The following is a 16,242-nucleotide window of genomic DNA, read 5'->3' as shown; positions in this document are numbered from 1 at the left end:
CTGTCCCTTTGCCCGGGTGCATCCAATGATGATCGCTATATAATCATGTATATTACGGTTTTCACTTGGGGGCGGCAATGCGGAATACGAAGATGATGGTGGCGCTGATGCCGGTATTAGCAGCGATGGGTGGCACGGCGGCGGCGGCAGATATTACCGTCTCGGCGGCGGCCAGCCTGACCAATGCCTTCAAGGAAATCGGTGCGGCCTACGAGAAAGACCATCCGGACGACAAGGTGCTGTTCAACTTTGCCGCATCCGACCCGCTGGTGCAGCAGATCGCCAAGGGCGCTCCAGTGGACGTGTTTGCCTCCGCCGACCAGGATGCCATGGACAAGGCCGAAGGCCTGAAGCTGCTCGCTGCCGGTACCCGCAAGAATTTCGTCGCCAACACCCTGCTGCTGATCACGCCGGTCAACAGCAAGCATGCAATTAAGGGACTCAACGACCTGCAGCAGCCGGCCATTACCCGCATCACCCTGGGCAACCCGGCCAGCGTGCCGGTGGGCCGCTATACGCGCAACGCGCTCGAGCAAGCCAAGCTCTGGAGCGCGGTCGAGCCGAAGGCCATCTACGGCACCTCGGTGCGCCAGAGCCTCGATTACGTGGCGCGTGGCGAAGTCGATGCCGGCTTCGTCTACGCCACCGACGCTGCCGTGCAAAAGGACAAGGTCGCGGTCGTTGCCACCATCCCGACCACCACGCCGGTCACCTATCCGATCGCGCTGATTGAAAAAGGCCCGCAAGTGGCGGCCGGCCGCCGTTTCATCGCCTACGTGATGGCGCCGGGCGCTCAGGCGGTCCTGGCCAAATACGGTTTCAGCCGTCCATAAACAGGGCGTGGACAGTTTTTTCAACGAGCCCGCGTGGATCGCGCTGCGGCTATCCCTCAAGGTGGCCTGCTGGGCCACCTTGCTGGCGCTGGTGGCCGGCACCGCCTTCGGCTACCTGCTGGCACGCAAGCGTTTCATCGGCCGCGAGCTGCTCGACGCCATGTTGACCTTGCCGATGGTGATGCCGCCGACGGTGCTTGGCTACTACCTGCTGGTGATCATCGGCCGCGAGGGCGTGGTCGGCGCCTGGCTGCAGCACCATTTTGGCATCAACCTGATTTTTACCTGGCAGGCGGCCGTGATTGCGGCGGCCGTGGTGGCGTTTCCGCTGGTGCTCAAGGGCGCCCGCGCCGCGTTTGAAACGGTCGATACGCAACTTGAACAGGCGGCCATGGTGCTGGGCGTGTCGCCGTTCGGCGTGTTCCTGCGCGTGACCTTGCCGCTGGCCTGGCGCGGTGTGCTGGGCGGCACCTTGCTGGCGTTTGCCCGCTCGATGGGCGAGTTCGGCGCCACGCTGATGGTGGCCGGCAGCATCCCCGGTAGAACCCAGACCTTGTCGATTGCCGTCTACGAGGCGGTGCAGGCGGGCCAGGACGATACCGCCAATTTGCTGGTAATCATCACGTCGGTGGTGTGCGTCACCGTGCTGGTGGCGGCTAACAAGCTCACCCCCAACCGCAACCCGCAACGATGACCATGGTAATCAACGTCGATATCCGCAAGACCTTGCGCTCGGGCGACCGCGTGTTCGAGCTCGATGCCCGCTTCGAGTCGGCCAGTACGCGCGTGGTGATCTATGGCCCGTCGGGCGCCGGCAAGAGCCAGCTCCTGAAAGCGGTGGCGGGCTTGATGACGCCCGACCAGGGCCGCATCGCGCTGGCCGGGCGCTGCCTATTCGACGCTGCTGCCGGCATCGATGTGACGCCGCAGCACCGCCGCGTGGCCTACCTGTTCCAGGACTATGCACTGTTCCCGCATCTGAATGTGCGGCAGAATATCGCTTTTGGCCTGCAACGCGGCTGGCGCAATCCGCTGGCGCGTGTCGATGTGGAGGCGGTGCGCTACTGGCTGGCGGCGTTTGAGCTTGACCACGTGGCGCAGCAGTTGCCGCACCAGCTGTCGGGCGGCCAGCGCCAGCGCGTGGCCCTGGCGCGCGCGCTGGCGCCGCAGCCGGGCGCCTTGTTGCTCGACGAGCCGTTCGCTGCGCTCGACCCCGGCCTGCGCGAACGCATGCGCGCCGAGCTCGATGCATTGCAACGCCGCCTGGCGATACCGATGATACTGATCACCCACGATCCCGAGGACGTGCGCGCGTTCGGCGACCACGTGCTGCGCATGAACCAGGGACGGCTCGAGGAGCATGCACCATGAATGACGATCACAAGACGCTGGCATTGCAGGGCAATGTCTGGATGACCATCGGCGGCCAGAAGCTGGGCGGCCAGGACCGCGTGGAATTGCTGTCAGCCATCGCTGCCCACGGTTCGATCACGGCAGCGGCCAAGGCGGTGGGCATCAGTTACAAGGGCGCCTGGGATGCCATCGAGGCGATGAACAACCTGGCCGGCGAGCCGCTGCTCGAACGCGTGGCCGGCGGCAAGGGTGGTGGCGGCACCCGGCTCACCAGCCGCGGCGCCCAGCTGGTCGAGAATTTTCGCAAGATCGAGGCGGCGCACCGCCAGTTCGTGGCCCACCTGAGCGAACAGTCGCACGCGCTGGCCGATGACCTATTAATGATACGGAGAATGAAAATGAAGACCAGCGCGCGCAACCAGTTCAGCGGCACGGTGGTGGCCTTGAAAGAGGGCGCCGTCAACGACGAGGTGACACTTGAGGTGGTGGGTGGCCAGCACATCGTGGCCACCATCACCCGCGACAGCCGCGCGAGCCTGGGGCTGGCGGTCGGCGCGGAAGCGTTTGCGCTGGTCAAGGCGTCATCGGTGATCGTGGTGACGGACCTGGGCGGCGCGCGTTTGTCGGCCCGTAACCAGCTGGCCGGCACCATCAGCCGCGTGGTGCCCGGCGCGGTCAATACCGAGGTGAGTATCGACCTGCCGGGCGGCGGCGTGATTGCCGCCATCGTCACGCGCGACAGCGGCGAGGCACTGGGCCTGGCCGAGGGCGGCGCGGCGGTGGCGGTGTTCAAGGCGTCGAGCGTGATTGTGGGGACACCCGCCTAGCCCTTGCTGCTCTGGCGGTTGCCGCTGCCGGAAGCTTGTTCCGAGCCCCGGTTGCTTCGTTCGGCGGCTGCCGCCCGCGCGGCCGATTGCCGGCTTTCGCCGCCCTTGCGGCCGATGGCGGCCATGTGCTCGCGGTTGCGGCTGACCGCCTCGCCGCCTTTCTGGCCGGCGCGCCGTGCTTCTTCGGAATCGAATTCATGCGCCGTGCCTTTTTGGTGCGCGGCCTGTCCGCCCTTGCTGGCGATGCTGCGTTGGGTGGCCTGGTCCATGGCGGCGAAGCCGCGCTTGGCCGGGGTTTTGGGCTGGGCCTGGTCTTCCCCATCCTTGCTTGCTGCATTACGTTGATTGCTGCTTGCCATTGCTGCCTCCTGGGTTGTGATCGGGTTGCGAACAGCCAAAGCCGCTGCTCTGCATGTTAGAGGTGCAAGGTTGATGAAAGTTCCACGTCATTTGCGATGCGGTCGACGCGGTGTTTGACGGTGCGCCAACGGCGCGCGGGCCGCAGTTTTACTGCAATGGCCGCGCCGTGCGACAATACCGGCCTCGTTATTCTCTTGTTGTTATTGAAATTGACTGTGGCGGCCATGACCAACCCTGAATACATCCTCACTCTTTCCTGCCTCGACCAGCGCGGCATCGTGCACCGCGTATCCGGTTTCCTGGCCGATCACGGTTGCAACATCATCGACTCCGCCCAGTTTGGCGACAGCGAATCGCGGCTGTTTTTCATGCGCGTGCATTTCGCGCTGGAGGATGGCGGCGTCAACGACGAGCTGCTGCGCGCCGACTTTGCGCTGCTCGCAGCGGGCATGCAGCTGGACTGGGAACTGCGCGACGCGCACTACAAGCCGCGCGTGCTGCTGATGGTGTCGAAAATCGGCCATTGCCTGAACGACTTGCTGTTCCGTTATAAAAGCGGTTTGCTGCCGGTGGAAATTCCGGCCATCGTTTCGAACCACATGGATTTCTACCAGCTGGCAGCGAGCTACAATATTCCGTTCCACCACCTGCCACTGGCCGCTGGTGCGCCGGAATCGGCCAAGCTGGCGCAGGAAGCACGGGTGCAGGACCTGATGCAGCATCACCAGATCGACCTGGTGGTCCTGGCGCGCTACATGCAGATCCTGTCGCCGGGCATGTGCGCCGCGCTCAAGGGCAAGGCCATCAATATCCACCATTCGTTCCTGCCCAGCTTCAAAGGCGCCAAGCCGTATGCCCAGGCGCACCACCGCGGCGTCAAGCTGATCGGCGCCACCGCGCACTTCGTGACCGGCGACCTCGATGAAGGCCCGATCATCGAGCAGGACGTCGAACGCGTCGATCATTCGATGGATGCCGAGACGCTGTCGGCCATCGGCCGCGACGTCGAATGCGTGGTGCTGGCGCGCGCCGTGAAATGGTTTGTCGAACACCGCATCTTGCAGAACGGCGACAAGACTGTCGTCTTCAAATAATTTACAGAGAAATACCCATGGCACTCAAAGCAACAATCTACAAAGCCGAATTATCGATTGCGGACATGGACCGCAATTACTACGGCACCCACGCGCTCACCCTGGCCAAGCACCCGTCCGAAACCGACGAGCGCGTGATGGTGCGCCTGTTGGCCTTTGCCATCCACGCCAGCGACTCGCTCACGTTCACCAAGGGGCTGTTCGACGTCGACGAACCGGACCTGTGGCAGAAGGACCTGACCGGCGCCATCGAGCTGTGGATCAACGTCGGCCAGCCCGACGAAAAAATCATGCTCAAGGCCAGCGGACGCTCGAACCAGGTGGTGGTGTACAGCTACGCGGCCACCAGCAATATCTGGTGGAAGGGCATCGCCAACAAGGTCGAACGCTGCAAGAACCTGACCGTGATCGACCTGCCGTCGGAAGCGACCGAGCAGCTGGCGCTGATGGCCCAGCGCACCATGCAACTGCAATGCACGATCCAGGACGGCCAGATCTGGCTGACCGACGGCGTCACCACCATCGAATTTCCGCGCGAAACGCTCAAGGAAGCGCGCTAGCCATCTGCTCTCACGCGGTTTGATCCATCGCAAACCGCGTGCATTTCACCGCCAGCTTTGACGCGCCGCGACCGAACTGGCCGAGTTGACGCTGCCGCACCGGACGGGCTGGAGTACGAGGCGATCGAAAAAGGGCGCAAAAAGGAATTCAGGAAGGGCGGCAAGAGGGGCTGCATGAGGGAATGCAACAAGGCACCCAACAAAGCTTGAGAGAAGTCTTGCAAGACATCCTCCAGCTCCGGGATCAGGGCAATCAAAGCCAGTGGCAATCCCACATAGCCGAAAAAATCAACGCCGCCAACCCCGACCAGTTGCGCGAGTGGATCAAATCCCTCGCGCGCGGCGCCAACCCGCGCCAGCTGTTTGGCGGGGGCTGACCAGGTTTATTTCACCGAGGTGCCGCACCCAGGCGTTTCACGCTGCCCGACCCCACGATGCTTTTGCTGAGCTTGGGATCGCCGTAGTAAGCAACGTCGCCCGAACCCGCCAGGCTCACCGACAGCGTGTTGGTTGCCCACACCGTGGCTTCGCCCGAGCCGCCGATGCTGACGCTGGCCGTGCTGGTGGCCAGATTGCCGGCCTGAACGTCGCCCGAGCCGCCGATCGATACTTGCAGGCGTTCCGCCTTGCCACTCGATTCCACGCTGCCGCTGCCGCCCAGCGATACGGTCACTGCTTCCGCTGCCAGTTGGCGCGCGATCAGCGAGCCTGAGCCGCCGATGTCGAACCGCAAGGTCTCGCCGCGCAAATTATCGGCCCGTACCGCGCCGGAGCCGGCCACCGACACCCGGTCCAGCGAACGTGCCTGCACGATGATCTTCATGGTTCTGGTTGACAGCGACAGGCCCTTGCGCACCGGGCGGATACGCAGCGTGCCTTTCTCCACCACGGTTTCCAGTAGCGCTTGCAGGTTGTCGTCGGTTTCCACGGTGACGCTTTCGGTATTGCCGAGCCGGACTTCGACATCACCGCTGACGCTGCTTGCCAACGCGCTGAAATGGCCGAGTTCGCGGCTCTGGGTGGTGATCTTGCCGCTACCCTGGACCCGTTCGCTGCTCCAGCCGTCCATCAGGCCGGCGTGGGCCACGCCGGCCGGAGCGGCCAGCGCCAGCAGTCCGGCGGTCATCAACAGGGCGCGAAAGGCGGGCAGGGTGCTGCGCAAGATAGGGTAGGACATGGTGTTCTCCGGTAGGGGTGGTATGGAAGCGATAGTAACGATGCGCCACGAAACACGACAGCGCCTTGCGACAGACCGCATTCCCGGCGCCCTGAAATGCAGCTTGCCGCGACCGGAGGCAGGCACCTGGACGGCGCCATGAGGTATCATTCGGCTTTTACGCCCGCCCACGCCGCACCACTACCATGCTCATCATCACTATCAAACAAGGCAAGGAAAAATCCTTGCTGGCCGGCGACCCCTGGATTTATCCCACCGCGATCGACAAGGTCGATGGCAAGCCGCAGGAAAAAATGAAACCCGGCTCCACCGCCATCGTCCAGAGTTCGTCGCGCCAGTTCATCGGCCGCGCAGCCTACAACTCCAAGTCGCAAATCCGCGCCCGCATGTGGAGCTACAAGGAAGACGAGCCGGTCGATCACGCCATGATGAAGCGCCGCGTCAAGGCCGCCATCGCCAAGCGCGCCGACAGCGTGCGCGCCGCCCATCCGCAGGCGCTGGTGCCGGTGGTACTGGGCGAAGAAGACGGCCTGTCCGGCCTGATCGTGCACAGCTGGGGCGGCGTGCAGGGCTATCTGATCTGCCAGTTCCAGTCGGGCGGCGTCGATGCCTGGAAAGTGCCGATCGTCCAGGCCCTGCTGGCCGAAACCGGCTGTCCCAATGTTTACGAGCGTTGCGATGAGCTGATCCGCAAAGGCGAAGGCTTGCCGCTGATCCAGCGCGAACTGGCCGGCGAAGCGCCGCCGGACCACGTGCTGGTAGTCGATGGCAAGGAACGCTACAGCATGGACTTGCGCACCGGCTTCCGCTACCCGAAGCTGCGCAGCTAACTGGCCATCGGCTGCCGATCACTGGTCGAGCGGCACCGCCCGGTAGCGATTGACTTCATTGGCTGTGACCGGCGCTACATTGTTGCCCCAGGTGCTGCGCAGGTACGACACCAGTTGCGCCGCCTCGGCATCATTGAGCACATGGCCGAACGGCGGCATGCCATACGGACGCGGATTGCCTGCCGTCGCTGGCGCGAAGCCGCCATTGAGTACGATGCGGATGGCGTTGACCGCCGGCGCCTGGCCGAGCGCGCGATTGCCCGCCAGTGGCGGATAATGCGGCGCCTGTCCACCGCCATTTTCTCCATGACATTCCACGCAGTGTTGTCGATACAGCCTGGCCCCGGCCGCCAGGAAGGCGTCCGTCTGCGAATTCACTTTACGCTGGTACGGCAGGGCTGGCGCCGCAGCAGGCAGGCTGCGCAGGTACTGTGCCATGGCGTTCACATCGGCGTCGTTCAGATGTTGCAGGCTGGCGCGCACCACCTCGGCCATCGGGCCAGAGGCGGTTGCCTGCGGCGCCACGCCGGTTTTCAGGAAAGTCGCCAGGTCGTCCTGCGACCAGGCCGGCTTGCCTGAACCCGCCCCGAAGGTCAGTTCCGGCGCATACCAGCCAAGCCCCTCGAGCATGCCGCCCGATAAGTTCGCGCCTTCCGCGCCCAGGCCGTTGCGCGGGCTATGGCAGGCGCTGCAATGGCCCACTCCATTTACCAGATAGGCGCCCCGGTTCCAGTCCACCGATTGCGCCATATCGACGCGATAGACGCCGGGCCGGAAGTACAGCGCGCGCCATGCCGCCAAGGCCCATTGCTGGTTATACGGAAAACGCAAGCTGTGCGGCGCGCTATGCTGGCGCACGGCCGGCACCGAGCGCATCCAGGCATACAGCGCATCGGTATCGTCGCGCGTGAGGTGGGTGTAGCTGGTGTAGGGAAAGGCGGGATACAGCAGGCGGCCGTCCTTGCCCTTGCCATGATGCAGTGCGCGCCAAAAATCGTCGGCGCTCCAGTTGCCGATGCCGGTGGCGACGTCGGGCGTGATATTGGGCGTGATGATGTCGCCGAAGGCGGTGCGAATGACGCGCCCGCCAGCGTACTGCGCGCCGCCACGCACCGTGTGGCAGGCCATGCAGTCGCCGGCCCGGGCCAGGTAGGCGCCGCGGGCGATGCGTTGCGCCGGTGTCAGGGCTGCGGTGGCAGCCGGTGGCGGTCCGGGATCGTCAGCTGGTGTCCACAGCCAGGCGGCAAGGATCAGTACTACCACTGTCATCAGCAGGCCAACCACGGCATACAGAGTCTTTTTCATGACGCTACCTTTTCAGCCAAGCTGCAACAAGGCAGGGGCAAGGGGCTACTTGCCGGCAGCAACGCCATCAATGCCATCAACGCAGGCAAGGCTGTCCTCATGGCGCCGCCTTTCCTGTGAGGCCGCCACAGGAAAGGGGCAACGGCGCAGGCAGCGAGCCGGCCGCAGCAGGCCGCGCAGCCGGATCGGGCGCCTGACGGCTGAGCCAGCTCGATACCGCTGCCACATCGTCGCCCGCCAGGCGGCCGGCAATGTCGGCCATGCAGTCGGGCGCGGCGGCGCGGCGGGTGCCGCTGCGCCAGGCGCCGAACTGGGCGTTGATGTAGTCGCTGGGCAGGCCCAGCAGCCCGGGAATCGCTGGCGTCACGCCACCGAGCGCCGCGCCATGGCAGCTCACGCAGGCGGGAATCTTGCGCGCCGCATCGCCATGCAGCACCAGTTGCCGGCCGCGTGCCAGCGCAGCGGCGCCGGCATTGGCGCCGCTGCCCGGGGTGGCCGGTGGATAGACCGGGTGCTGGGCGGCGAAAAAGTCGGCGATCTCGCGCAGGTAGTCGTCGGACAGCTGCGCGACCATATACGTCATCATCGGATAATTGCGGCGGCCGTCGCGAAAGTTCAGCAACTGGTTGTACAGGTAACCGGCCGGCTTGCCGGCGATGCGCGGAAAATATGCGTCGCGGCGCTCCTCCACGGCGTGGCAGGCGATGCACGCGGCCACGCGCTGTGGCAAGGTATCGGGTGGCGCTGCCGCTGCGGTCGTGATCAGGCACAGGCTGGCGCTGCCAGCCATCAGGCGCATCAAGCGCATCAGCGCACGGGTATCGGTCACCGGTCTCCTCCTGGTGGAAAGCCTTCGAACGAGGCTGTCGGGTCAGGATATACCGATGTTGCTAAAAGATATAGTGGACAGAATGCCTAAGCAGCAGGAGTTGCCGATTTCGGCGGGCGGGGCAGCTTGACGGCCTTCATGGGCTTGAGCTGGCCGCCGGTAGCGAGCCACTGGCGATACACGCGCAACGCCACCTGGGCGTCGTCGGCCGCGTACAACAATTGGCTGCTGGAGAGGCGCGGCAACGACCAGTTGGTCGTGGAGATTTTTTTCGATTTTTGCAGCTTCAGGCCGAAGAACTTGGCCACGGCGGTCTTGGCGCCCAGGTCGTTGCGCTGACCCGGAGTGCGCAGCGCCACCGACAGGTCCACCACGCCGCCGGCGCGGATGGCCAGCTTGGCGTGCAGCCGCTTGACGTCGTCGGACAGACCAAAACCCACCTTGAGCGGCGCGGCCGGTTCCAGGATCGCCTGCAGCACCGCCAGCGTGGCGTCGTCGGTGTGGCTGCCCACCTGGAACAGGTAGGCCTTGGCATCGGTGGCAAACTGGATCAGGTGCGGCCCGGTGGACACTTCGCCCTTGGTAAAAGTGGGTTTCGATTCGGTATCGAACCCGATCGCGTCGCAGGCGAGCAGGGCGTCGCGTGCTGCCAGCGCCTGTTCTGGTGTTTTTACCAGCAGTACGTCAACCAGCAGCAAGCCTGTGTACGGCGGCAATTGTTCCTCCACCGCAGGGGCGGCGGAGGGCACACTCGGTGCGCGGGGCGACACGTCCAAGAAATGAACCTTACTTGCGCGAGAATTTCGCGGTCAGCTGGTTGAGCTTGTCAACGCGGACACGGGCGGCTTCTTCGGCAGCAGCGGCTTCGCGCTCGGCCTTCTTGCGGTCGGCTTCTTTCTTGAAGCGTTCCTGCAAGACCTGGGTAGCATGGGCGCGGTGGGTGTCGGTGACTTCGGCGCCGGGCGTGCCGTCGAGGTCGTGACGTACCTTGGCTTTTTCCATGACCTTCAGGTAGCGCAGCGAGCCGGTGTGAATGCCGAGCGCAGTCCGCATGATTTTGCGGTTCAGGTCGGGCATGACTGCCAGGATCTGCTTGTCGATACCGATGGACAGCGGCAAAAAGTCGCGGAAAGCGGGGAATTGGGTTTGCAGTTGCTTGAGCAAGCTGCGCGGCGTCATGGCAACAGCGGCGACAGCGACGGCTTCGGCGGCCGGAGTAGCAGCGTCCGCTTCGGTGGCCGCAGTTGGAGTGGTAAGGCTAGTGTTCATCGACTTCAAAGGTTAAGCAACAAGCGCCATCGTATCATGCGGCCCTGCGGAATGCAGTGCCTTTTCGACCAGCGTGACACTTTGACCAGCAGGTTGAGGGGCAGGGGGCGCGGCGGCGAGGTGCGTTCGACGCCAAAAATGTGTATAATGTCCGACTCACCAACGTGCAATGACACAGTTGGCAAAGCTACACAGAGTTGGAAGCAAGTTAGAAACACGCTAAAAACAAGCCCGTAGTTCCAAGCGGGCTTTTTTTATTCCGCAGGATTATCGTCAGCTAAATTACAACATTCCATCGATGCGCCCCGCTCAGTGCGGCTGGTGCGCGCTGTGGCTTTTGTAACCCGCCGGCGGCTTCGCATTGAGAGATTTTTAATGACAAAAACGCCGAAAACTTTAACGTTGTCCGTCAAGACCGCCCGTCCCAGCTCCGCCCCGCTGGTCGTGCCGAAGACGACTCTATCTTATGTCATCGATAATGCGCAAGAGGCAGCGAGCAAAGTAACGGTAGTCAAGAAGAAAACGCGTCTGAGTTCCGCAACGATCGAGCCGGTGGCCACCATGGCTGCCGCCGCCGAGTCCGACGCCCCGGCGCGCACCGTCAAGCTGGCGCGCAAGCCTGGCGACGCCGGCGATGCAGCCGCAACGGCTGAAATGGCCGTGCCGGTCGTGCGCACCGCGCCGAAATCGAAGCTGGTCAAGGCGGTCAAGGAGCCGGCGCCGGTCGTCATTTCCACCGGCGGCACGACCGTGAGCCAGGTGACCGACGCCGCCACCCTGGCCTCGATCGATACCTCGGGCTATTTGCTGCCGAGCGTGAAGGTGCCGGGCCGCCGTGGCCGCAAGCCATCCGAATTCACCCCGGAAAACGACGAAGTCGCGGCACTGAACGCGGTCGAGCGCGCCGAACTGAAGGCGGTGTCGAAGGCGCGCGAGCGCAAGGCCAAGGGCGGCGCCGAGCTGCTGGGCCTCGATAACAAGAGCACCGCCGAAGAGCTTGAACGCCGCCGCGCCCAGATCAAGAACCTGATCAACATGGGCAAGGAACGCGGTTTCCTTACCTACGCCGAGATCAACGATCAACTGCCGGAAAACATCATCGATCCGGAAGCGATCGAAGGCATCATCGCCACGTTCAACGACATGGGCATCGCGATCTACGAGCGCGCGCCAGACGCGGAATCGTTGTTGTTAAGCGACAGTGTCGCCACCGTCACGTCCGACGACGAGGTGGAAGCGGCTGCCGCCACCGCCTTGTCCACGGTCGATTCCGACTTCGGCCGCACCACCGACCCGGTCCGCATGTACATGCGCGAAATGGGCGCCGTGGCGCTGTTGACCCGCGAAGGCGAGATCGAAATCGCCAAGCGCATCGAAGGCGGCCTGAAAGACATGATCCAGGCCATTTCCGCCTGCCCGACCACGATCGCCGAAATCCTGGCTCTGGCCGCCAAGATCGAAGCCGACGAAATGAAGGTCGATGACGTGGTGGACGGCTTTGTCGATGCCAACGAATCGGCGCCGGCGCCGGTCGTGGCCGCGCCTGCCGCCTCGGACGACGACGAGGAAGAAGAGCTGGAAGTGGAAGAAGAGGAAGAAACCGACGGCGCGGCCGGTGGCGGCGCGGCCGGCTTCTCCACCGAGCAACTGGCGCAGCTGAAAAAATCGGCGCTGGAAAAGTTCGCCCACATCGAAAGCCAGTTCGAAAAAATGCGCAAGGCCGCCGGTGGCTACGGCTCCAAAGCCTACGTGGCGGCGCAGGAAACCATTTCGGCCGAGCTGCTGGGCATCCGCTTTACCGCCAAGGTCGTGGAAAAGCTGTGCGACACCCTGCGTGGCCAGATGGAAGAAGTGCGTTCGATCGAACGCGCCGTGCTCGACCTGTGCGTGAACCGCTGCGGCATGCCGCGCGCCCACTTCATCAAGGTCTTCCCGGGCAACGAGACGGACCTGGACTGGGTCGATGGCGAAGTCGATGCCGGCTACCCGTACAGCACCGTACTCGGCCGTAACGTGCCGGCCGTGAAAGAGCTGCAAAAGAAAATGATCGACCTGCAAGCCCGCGTGGCCTTGCCGCTGGCCGACCTGCGCAAGATCAACAAGCAGATGGCTGCAGGCGAAAAACGCGCACGCCAGGCCAAGCGCGAAATGACCGTCGCCAACTTGCGCCTGGTGATTTCGATCGCCAAGAAATACATCAACCGTGGTTTGCAGTTCCTCGACCTGATCCAGGAAGGCAATATCGGCCTGTTGAAGGCAGTGGACAAGTTCGAATACCGTCGCGGCTACAAGTTCTCGACCTACGCCACCTGGTGGATCCGCCAGGCGATCACGCGTTCGATCGCCGACATGGCCCGTACCATCCGCGTGCCGGTGCACATGATCGAGACCATCAACAAGATGAACCGCATCTCGCGCCAGATCATGCAGGAAACCGGCAGCGAGCCGGACCTGGCCACCCTGGCGCTGAAGATGGAAATGCCGGAAAACAAGGTGCGTGAAATCATGAAGATCGCCAAAGAGCCGATCTCGATGGAAACGCCAATGGGCGAGGACGGCGATTCGCAACTGGGCGACTTCATCGAAGACAACACGACCCTGGCCCCACTGGACGCCGCGCTGCATGCGTCGATGCGCAATGTCATCAAGGAAGTGCTCGATTCGCTGACCCCGCGCGAAGCGAAGGTGCTGCGCATGCGTTATGGCGTGGAAATGTCGAACGACCACACGCTGGAAGAAGTGGGCAAGCAGTTCGACGTGACCCGCGAACGTATCCGCCAGATCGAAGCGAAGGCCATGAGCAAGCTGCGCCAGCCATCGCGTTCGGACAAGCTGAAAACTTTCCTGACGCAGAATTAACCGGAGAGGCTGCGGCCTCCTTCACTGAAATGCCGTCCAGCTTTGCAGCTGGGCGGCATTTTTTTTTGGATCGGCGTAAAAATCGATAAATCTTGATTTCAAGCTACAATTGCATGAATGAAAACATCGAACTTTCTCTCCACGTGTCGCTGGGCTGTGCTGGCTGCGGCGGCCCTCTTGACGACCGGCGCCCAGGCGGTTGACACCTGCGGCGGTTTCAAGCGCCTCGACGTCACCACCCCCGACGGCTTATGCGCAGCCGTCCTGGCCGATGGCTTCAAATTTCCGCGCGGGATACAGCCGCTGAGCAACGGCGAACTGGTCGTGGTCGATATGCGCAGCTGGGAGCCGAAGCAGGGCCGCGTCTGGTTGCTCAAGCCGGGCGCGGCGGGGCACTATGAGCAAGTCATGCTGCTCAAGGGGTTGGATCGGCCCAATGGCATCGTCCTCGGTCCCGATGGCTTGTTATACCTGGGGCTGGTCGGGCGCATCGTGCGTTTCGATCCGAAAAACCCGGAGGCCACGCTGATCGATGTCATCGGCGGCAAATCGGGCGTGGCGCCGTTGCCTGGCAAAGGCCGCCACCTGCTCACCAATATGCGCTTCGACGCGCGCGGCGATTTATATGTGAATGTCGGCTCCGCCACTGACCATTGCGAGGGCGAGAATGGCGCGGCACCAGCTGCCGGCCAGCCTTGTGCCGAAGCCGAGGGGCCGCAGGCGCTGGGCGTGATCCGCAAGTACAAGCTGCTGTGGCCGATGGCCATGGTCAAGGACTGGGAAAACTATGCGTCCGGCCTGCGCAACTCGATGGCGCTGGCCGTGCACCCCGTCAGCGGCGACCTGTGGCAGGCCGACAACGGCCGCGACGCCATCCAGGCCGCCATGCCGAATCTCGCCAACGACAACGACTTGCCGCACGACGAGTTGAACCTGATCGCACGCGGCGCCAATTACGGCTGGCCTTACTGTTACGACGCCAACGTCGCCAGTCCCGAATATCCGGACAAGGATTGCAGTGCCTGCCGCGCGCCGGCGCGGCTGCTGCCTGCGCACGCGGCGCCGCTGGGCATGACGTTTTACACCGGTGAGCGTTTGCCGGCGCTGTACCGCAACAGCCTGATCATCGGCTACCACGGCTACCGCGCCCACGGTCACCGGCTGGTGGCGCTGCTGCCGGACAGCAAGGGCGCACCGCTGGGCAAGTCGGTCGAGCTGATCGGTGGCTGGCACAGCAAGCCGGAGCAGGGCATGGGCGCGCCGGTCGATGTCAAGCAGGGCCCAGACGGCAATATCTACCTGGTGGAAGACCGCACCGGACGCGTGGTGCGCTTGCAGATTGATGCGCCATGAGCGACCGCCCGCGCATCCGTGTAGCAGTCGAAGATCCGGAGACACCGGATGCGGCGCTGCTGCTCAATGAGCTGTCGGATCAACTGAGCATGATTACCGGCAGCAGCGGCAAGGCTTCGTTCGATGTCAACGATGTGCGTGGTGACCGTGCCCTGTTTGTCGTTGCCCGCGACGACGAAGGCAAGCCCGTCGGCTGCGCCGCGCTGCGTCCGCTGGAGCTTGACGTGGCCGAACTCAAGCGCATGTACTCGCGCCGCACGGTGCCCGGTATCGGCGCGGCCGTGCTGGCGCACCTGGAAGCGCAAGCGCAGCAACTTGGTTACGCCGCGCTGCGCCTGGAAACCCGTGCGGTCAATACCCGGGCGGTGACGTTTTACGAACGGCTCGGTTATGCCCGTATCGCCAATTTCGGCAAATATGTCGGCCGGCCCGAGGCGTTGTGTTTCGAAAAAAGGCTGGCGCCGGGTTAAGGCAGAGCCCAAGTTTTACCTCGGAATATATGGTTCGTATATAATTCGTATATTAAAATTTGCGAGGATACGCCATGGGCATCGTCAACATCGACGAAGAACTGCACGACCAGCTGCGCAAGGCCAGTGCGGTCGGGTGCCGCTCCATCAACGCCCAGGCCACGTTCTGGATCAAGATGGGCATGCTGGCCGAAATGAATCCCACGCTCACGTTCAACGAGATCCTGGCGCGCGAATTCCGTTCCGCAGGCGTGGAGGCGCAGGTGTTCCGGGAAACCGCCACATGATCAAGCGCCCCGAGGAGATCGCCCTGATGGCGGAGTCCGGCCGCCTGCTGGCCAGCGTATTCGGCCACCTCGATCAAGTCGAGCTGACCGGCATGTCCACCATGGCCGTCAACGACCTGGTCGACACCTTCATCGTCGAGCAACTGCACGCGCGGCCGGCCAGCAAGGGCCAGTACGATTATGCGTATGCGCTCAATGCGTCGCGCAACAGCGTGGTGTGCCACGGCGTGCCGTCCACCACCGAGTTGCTGCAGGACGGCGATATCGTCAACTTCGACATCACGCTGGAAAAGAACGGTTTTATTGCCGATTCCAGCAAAACCTACCTGGTTGGCACCGTTGCCAGCGCCGCGAAAAAGCTGGTGCAGGTGACGTACGAGGCGCTGTGGCACGGCATCCACGCGGTGCGTCCGGGCGCGCGGCTCGGCGACATCGGCCACGCCATCGAACGCCATGCCCGGCGCCACAACTACACGGTGGTGCGCGAGTACTGCGGCCACGGCATCGGCCGCGAGATGCACGAGGAGCCGCAGGTGCTGCACTACGGTAAACCGCATACGGGACTGGTCTTGCACGAAGGCATGGTTTTCACCATCGAGCCGATGATCAACCAGGGGCGGCGCGAGGTCCACACCGAGGACGATGGCTGGACCGTCGTCACCAGCGACGGCAAGTTGTCGGCGCAGTTCGAACACACGGTGGCGGTCACGCGCACCGGCGTTCAGGTGCTCACCCTGCGCGCCGAAGAACCCTACGCCTTAGCGCGCGTCAGACCGGCAGCGTGACGGGCAACGCCGGCCCCGCTGCCGAGCGCCGCATTCCCTGCCGGGACAGAT

20 protein-coding genes are annotated in these 16,242 nt (G+C 63.6%); 13 read left to right on the top strand and 7 right to left on the bottom strand.

Going from position 1 to position 16,242, the window contains the following annotated elements; all coding sequences use genetic code 11:
* Positions 1-77: 77 nt before the first annotated feature.
* The 4 genes from modA to ASF04_RS05265 are packed head-to-tail and all read left to right on the top strand — an operon-like array spanning position 78 to position 3,013.
* Positions 78-833: a molybdate ABC transporter substrate-binding protein gene (gene modA, locus ASF04_RS05280; RefSeq protein ID WP_229204924.1), complete on the top strand. Its 756-nt coding sequence runs from the start codon at positions 78-80 to the stop codon at positions 831-833.
* 7 nt (positions 834-840) lie between these two features.
* The gene (gene modB / locus ASF04_RS05275) at positions 841-1,527 is read left to right on the top strand and encodes a molybdate ABC transporter permease subunit (protein ID WP_056138764.1); all 687 of its coding nucleotides are present in this window, start codon (positions 841-843) and stop codon (positions 1,525-1,527) included.
* A complete protein-coding gene (locus ASF04_RS05270; RefSeq protein ID WP_373922123.1) occupies positions 1,524-2,204 on the top strand; it encodes an ABC transporter ATP-binding protein in 681 nt (226 codons plus the stop codon). Before modB ends, ASF04_RS05270 begins: the two co-directional genes overlap by 4 nt.
* The gene (locus ASF04_RS05265; protein ID WP_056138762.1) at positions 2,201-3,013 is read left to right on the top strand and encodes a TOBE domain-containing protein; all 813 of its coding nucleotides are present in this window, start codon (positions 2,201-2,203) and stop codon (positions 3,011-3,013) included. The genes ASF04_RS05270 and ASF04_RS05265 overlap by 4 nt, the downstream gene beginning before the upstream one ends.
* On the opposite strand, the gene ASF04_RS05260 is transcribed toward ASF04_RS05265, so the two are convergent.
* Complete coding sequence (locus tag ASF04_RS05260; protein WP_056138760.1) at positions 3,010-3,372, bottom strand: KGG domain-containing protein; 363 nt, start codon at positions 3,370-3,372, stop codon at positions 3,010-3,012. The genes ASF04_RS05265 and ASF04_RS05260 overlap by 4 nt on opposite strands.
* Positions 3,373-3,428: 56 nt before the next feature.
* On the bottom strand, positions 3,429-3,599 hold the full coding sequence (locus tag ASF04_RS27330) for a hypothetical protein (RefSeq protein WP_156368531.1): 171 nt from the start codon (positions 3,597-3,599) through the stop codon (positions 3,429-3,431).
* Here ASF04_RS27330 and purU point away from each other — a divergent pair.
* The 3 genes from purU (at position 3,598) to ASF04_RS27325 (ending at position 5,404) form a co-directional block, all read left to right on the top strand.
* Complete coding sequence (purU, locus tag ASF04_RS05255; protein ID WP_019922001.1) at positions 3,598-4,467, top strand: formyltetrahydrofolate deformylase; 870 nt, start codon at positions 3,598-3,600, stop codon at positions 4,465-4,467. The genes ASF04_RS27330 and purU overlap by 2 nt on opposite strands.
* 17 nt (positions 4,468-4,484) lie before the next feature.
* Positions 4,485-5,027, top strand: a complete 543-nt coding sequence (locus ASF04_RS05250; protein ID WP_019922002.1) for a YaeQ family protein — start codon at positions 4,485-4,487, stop codon at positions 5,025-5,027.
* Positions 5,028-5,245: 218 nt separating this feature from the next.
* A complete protein-coding gene (locus ASF04_RS27325; RefSeq protein ID WP_156368530.1) occupies positions 5,246-5,404 on the top strand; it encodes a hypothetical protein in 159 nt (52 codons plus the stop codon).
* An 11-nt stretch (positions 5,405-5,415) separates the two neighbouring features.
* Here ASF04_RS27325 and ASF04_RS05245 read toward each other — a convergent pair whose 3' ends face one another.
* Positions 5,416-6,204, bottom strand: coding sequence for a head GIN domain-containing protein (locus ASF04_RS05245; protein ID WP_056138758.1), 789 nt, complete (start codon positions 6,202-6,204; stop codon positions 5,416-5,418).
* 185 nt (positions 6,205-6,389) lie between these two features.
* Here ASF04_RS05245 and ASF04_RS05240 point away from each other — a divergent pair, with 185 nt between their 5' ends.
* Entirely contained in the window at positions 6,390-7,034 is a 645-nt protein-coding gene (locus tag ASF04_RS05240) for a hypothetical protein (protein ID WP_019922005.1), read from the top strand.
* Between the two features lie 18 nt (positions 7,035-7,052).
* On the opposite strand, the gene ASF04_RS05235 is transcribed toward ASF04_RS05240, so the two are convergent.
* From ASF04_RS05235 to ASF04_RS05220, 4 genes are all read right to left on the bottom strand, one after another.
* Positions 7,053-8,339, bottom strand: a complete 1,287-nt coding sequence (locus ASF04_RS05235) for a cytochrome c (RefSeq protein WP_056138756.1) — start codon at positions 8,337-8,339, stop codon at positions 7,053-7,055.
* 97 nt (positions 8,340-8,436) lie between these two features.
* Positions 8,437-9,138: a c-type cytochrome gene (locus tag ASF04_RS05230; protein ID WP_056138909.1), complete on the bottom strand. Its 702-nt coding sequence runs from the start codon at positions 9,136-9,138 to the stop codon at positions 8,437-8,439.
* Between the two features lie 116 nt (positions 9,139-9,254).
* Positions 9,255-9,884: a 3'-5' exonuclease gene (locus ASF04_RS05225; protein WP_229204923.1), complete on the bottom strand. Its 630-nt coding sequence runs from the start codon at positions 9,882-9,884 to the stop codon at positions 9,255-9,257.
* A gap of 70 nt (positions 9,885-9,954) precedes the next feature.
* Complete coding sequence (locus ASF04_RS05220; protein WP_019922009.1) at positions 9,955-10,437, bottom strand: ProQ/FINO family protein; 483 nt, start codon at positions 10,435-10,437, stop codon at positions 9,955-9,957.
* Positions 10,438-10,812: 375 nt separating this feature from the next.
* Here ASF04_RS05220 and rpoD point away from each other — a divergent pair, with 375 nt between their 5' ends.
* The 5 genes from rpoD (at position 10,813) to map (ending at position 16,191) form a co-directional block, all read left to right on the top strand.
* Positions 10,813-13,296, top strand: a complete 2,484-nt coding sequence (gene rpoD, locus ASF04_RS05215) for an RNA polymerase sigma factor RpoD (RefSeq protein WP_056138752.1) — start codon at positions 10,813-10,815, stop codon at positions 13,294-13,296.
* A 117-nt stretch (positions 13,297-13,413) separates the two neighbouring features.
* Complete coding sequence (locus ASF04_RS05210) at positions 13,414-14,649, top strand: sorbosone dehydrogenase family protein (protein ID WP_056138751.1); 1,236 nt, start codon at positions 13,414-13,416, stop codon at positions 14,647-14,649.
* Positions 14,646-15,119 (top strand): GNAT family N-acetyltransferase, encoded by a 474-nt coding sequence (locus ASF04_RS05205; protein WP_082488558.1) that lies wholly within the window; start codon positions 14,646-14,648, stop codon positions 15,117-15,119. Before ASF04_RS05210 ends, ASF04_RS05205 begins: the two co-directional genes overlap by 4 nt.
* A 74-nt stretch (positions 15,120-15,193) precedes the next feature.
* Entirely contained in the window at positions 15,194-15,406 is a 213-nt protein-coding gene (locus ASF04_RS05200; RefSeq protein WP_019922013.1) for a ParD-like family protein, read from the top strand.
* Complete coding sequence (gene map, locus ASF04_RS05195; RefSeq protein ID WP_056138750.1) at positions 15,403-16,191, top strand: type I methionyl aminopeptidase; 789 nt, start codon at positions 15,403-15,405, stop codon at positions 16,189-16,191. The genes ASF04_RS05200 and map overlap by 4 nt, the downstream gene beginning before the upstream one ends.
* The last annotated feature ends 51 nt before the right edge of the window (positions 16,192-16,242 follow it).

The sequence above is a fragment of the Duganella sp. Leaf61 genome (assembly GCF_001421905.1).
GTDB classification, from domain to species: domain Bacteria; phylum Pseudomonadota; class Gammaproteobacteria; order Burkholderiales; family Burkholderiaceae_D; genus Rugamonas; species Rugamonas zoogloeoides.
The sequence above is the reverse complement of the archived record's forward strand: the minus strand, read 5'-3'. Positions and strand labels throughout refer to the sequence as shown.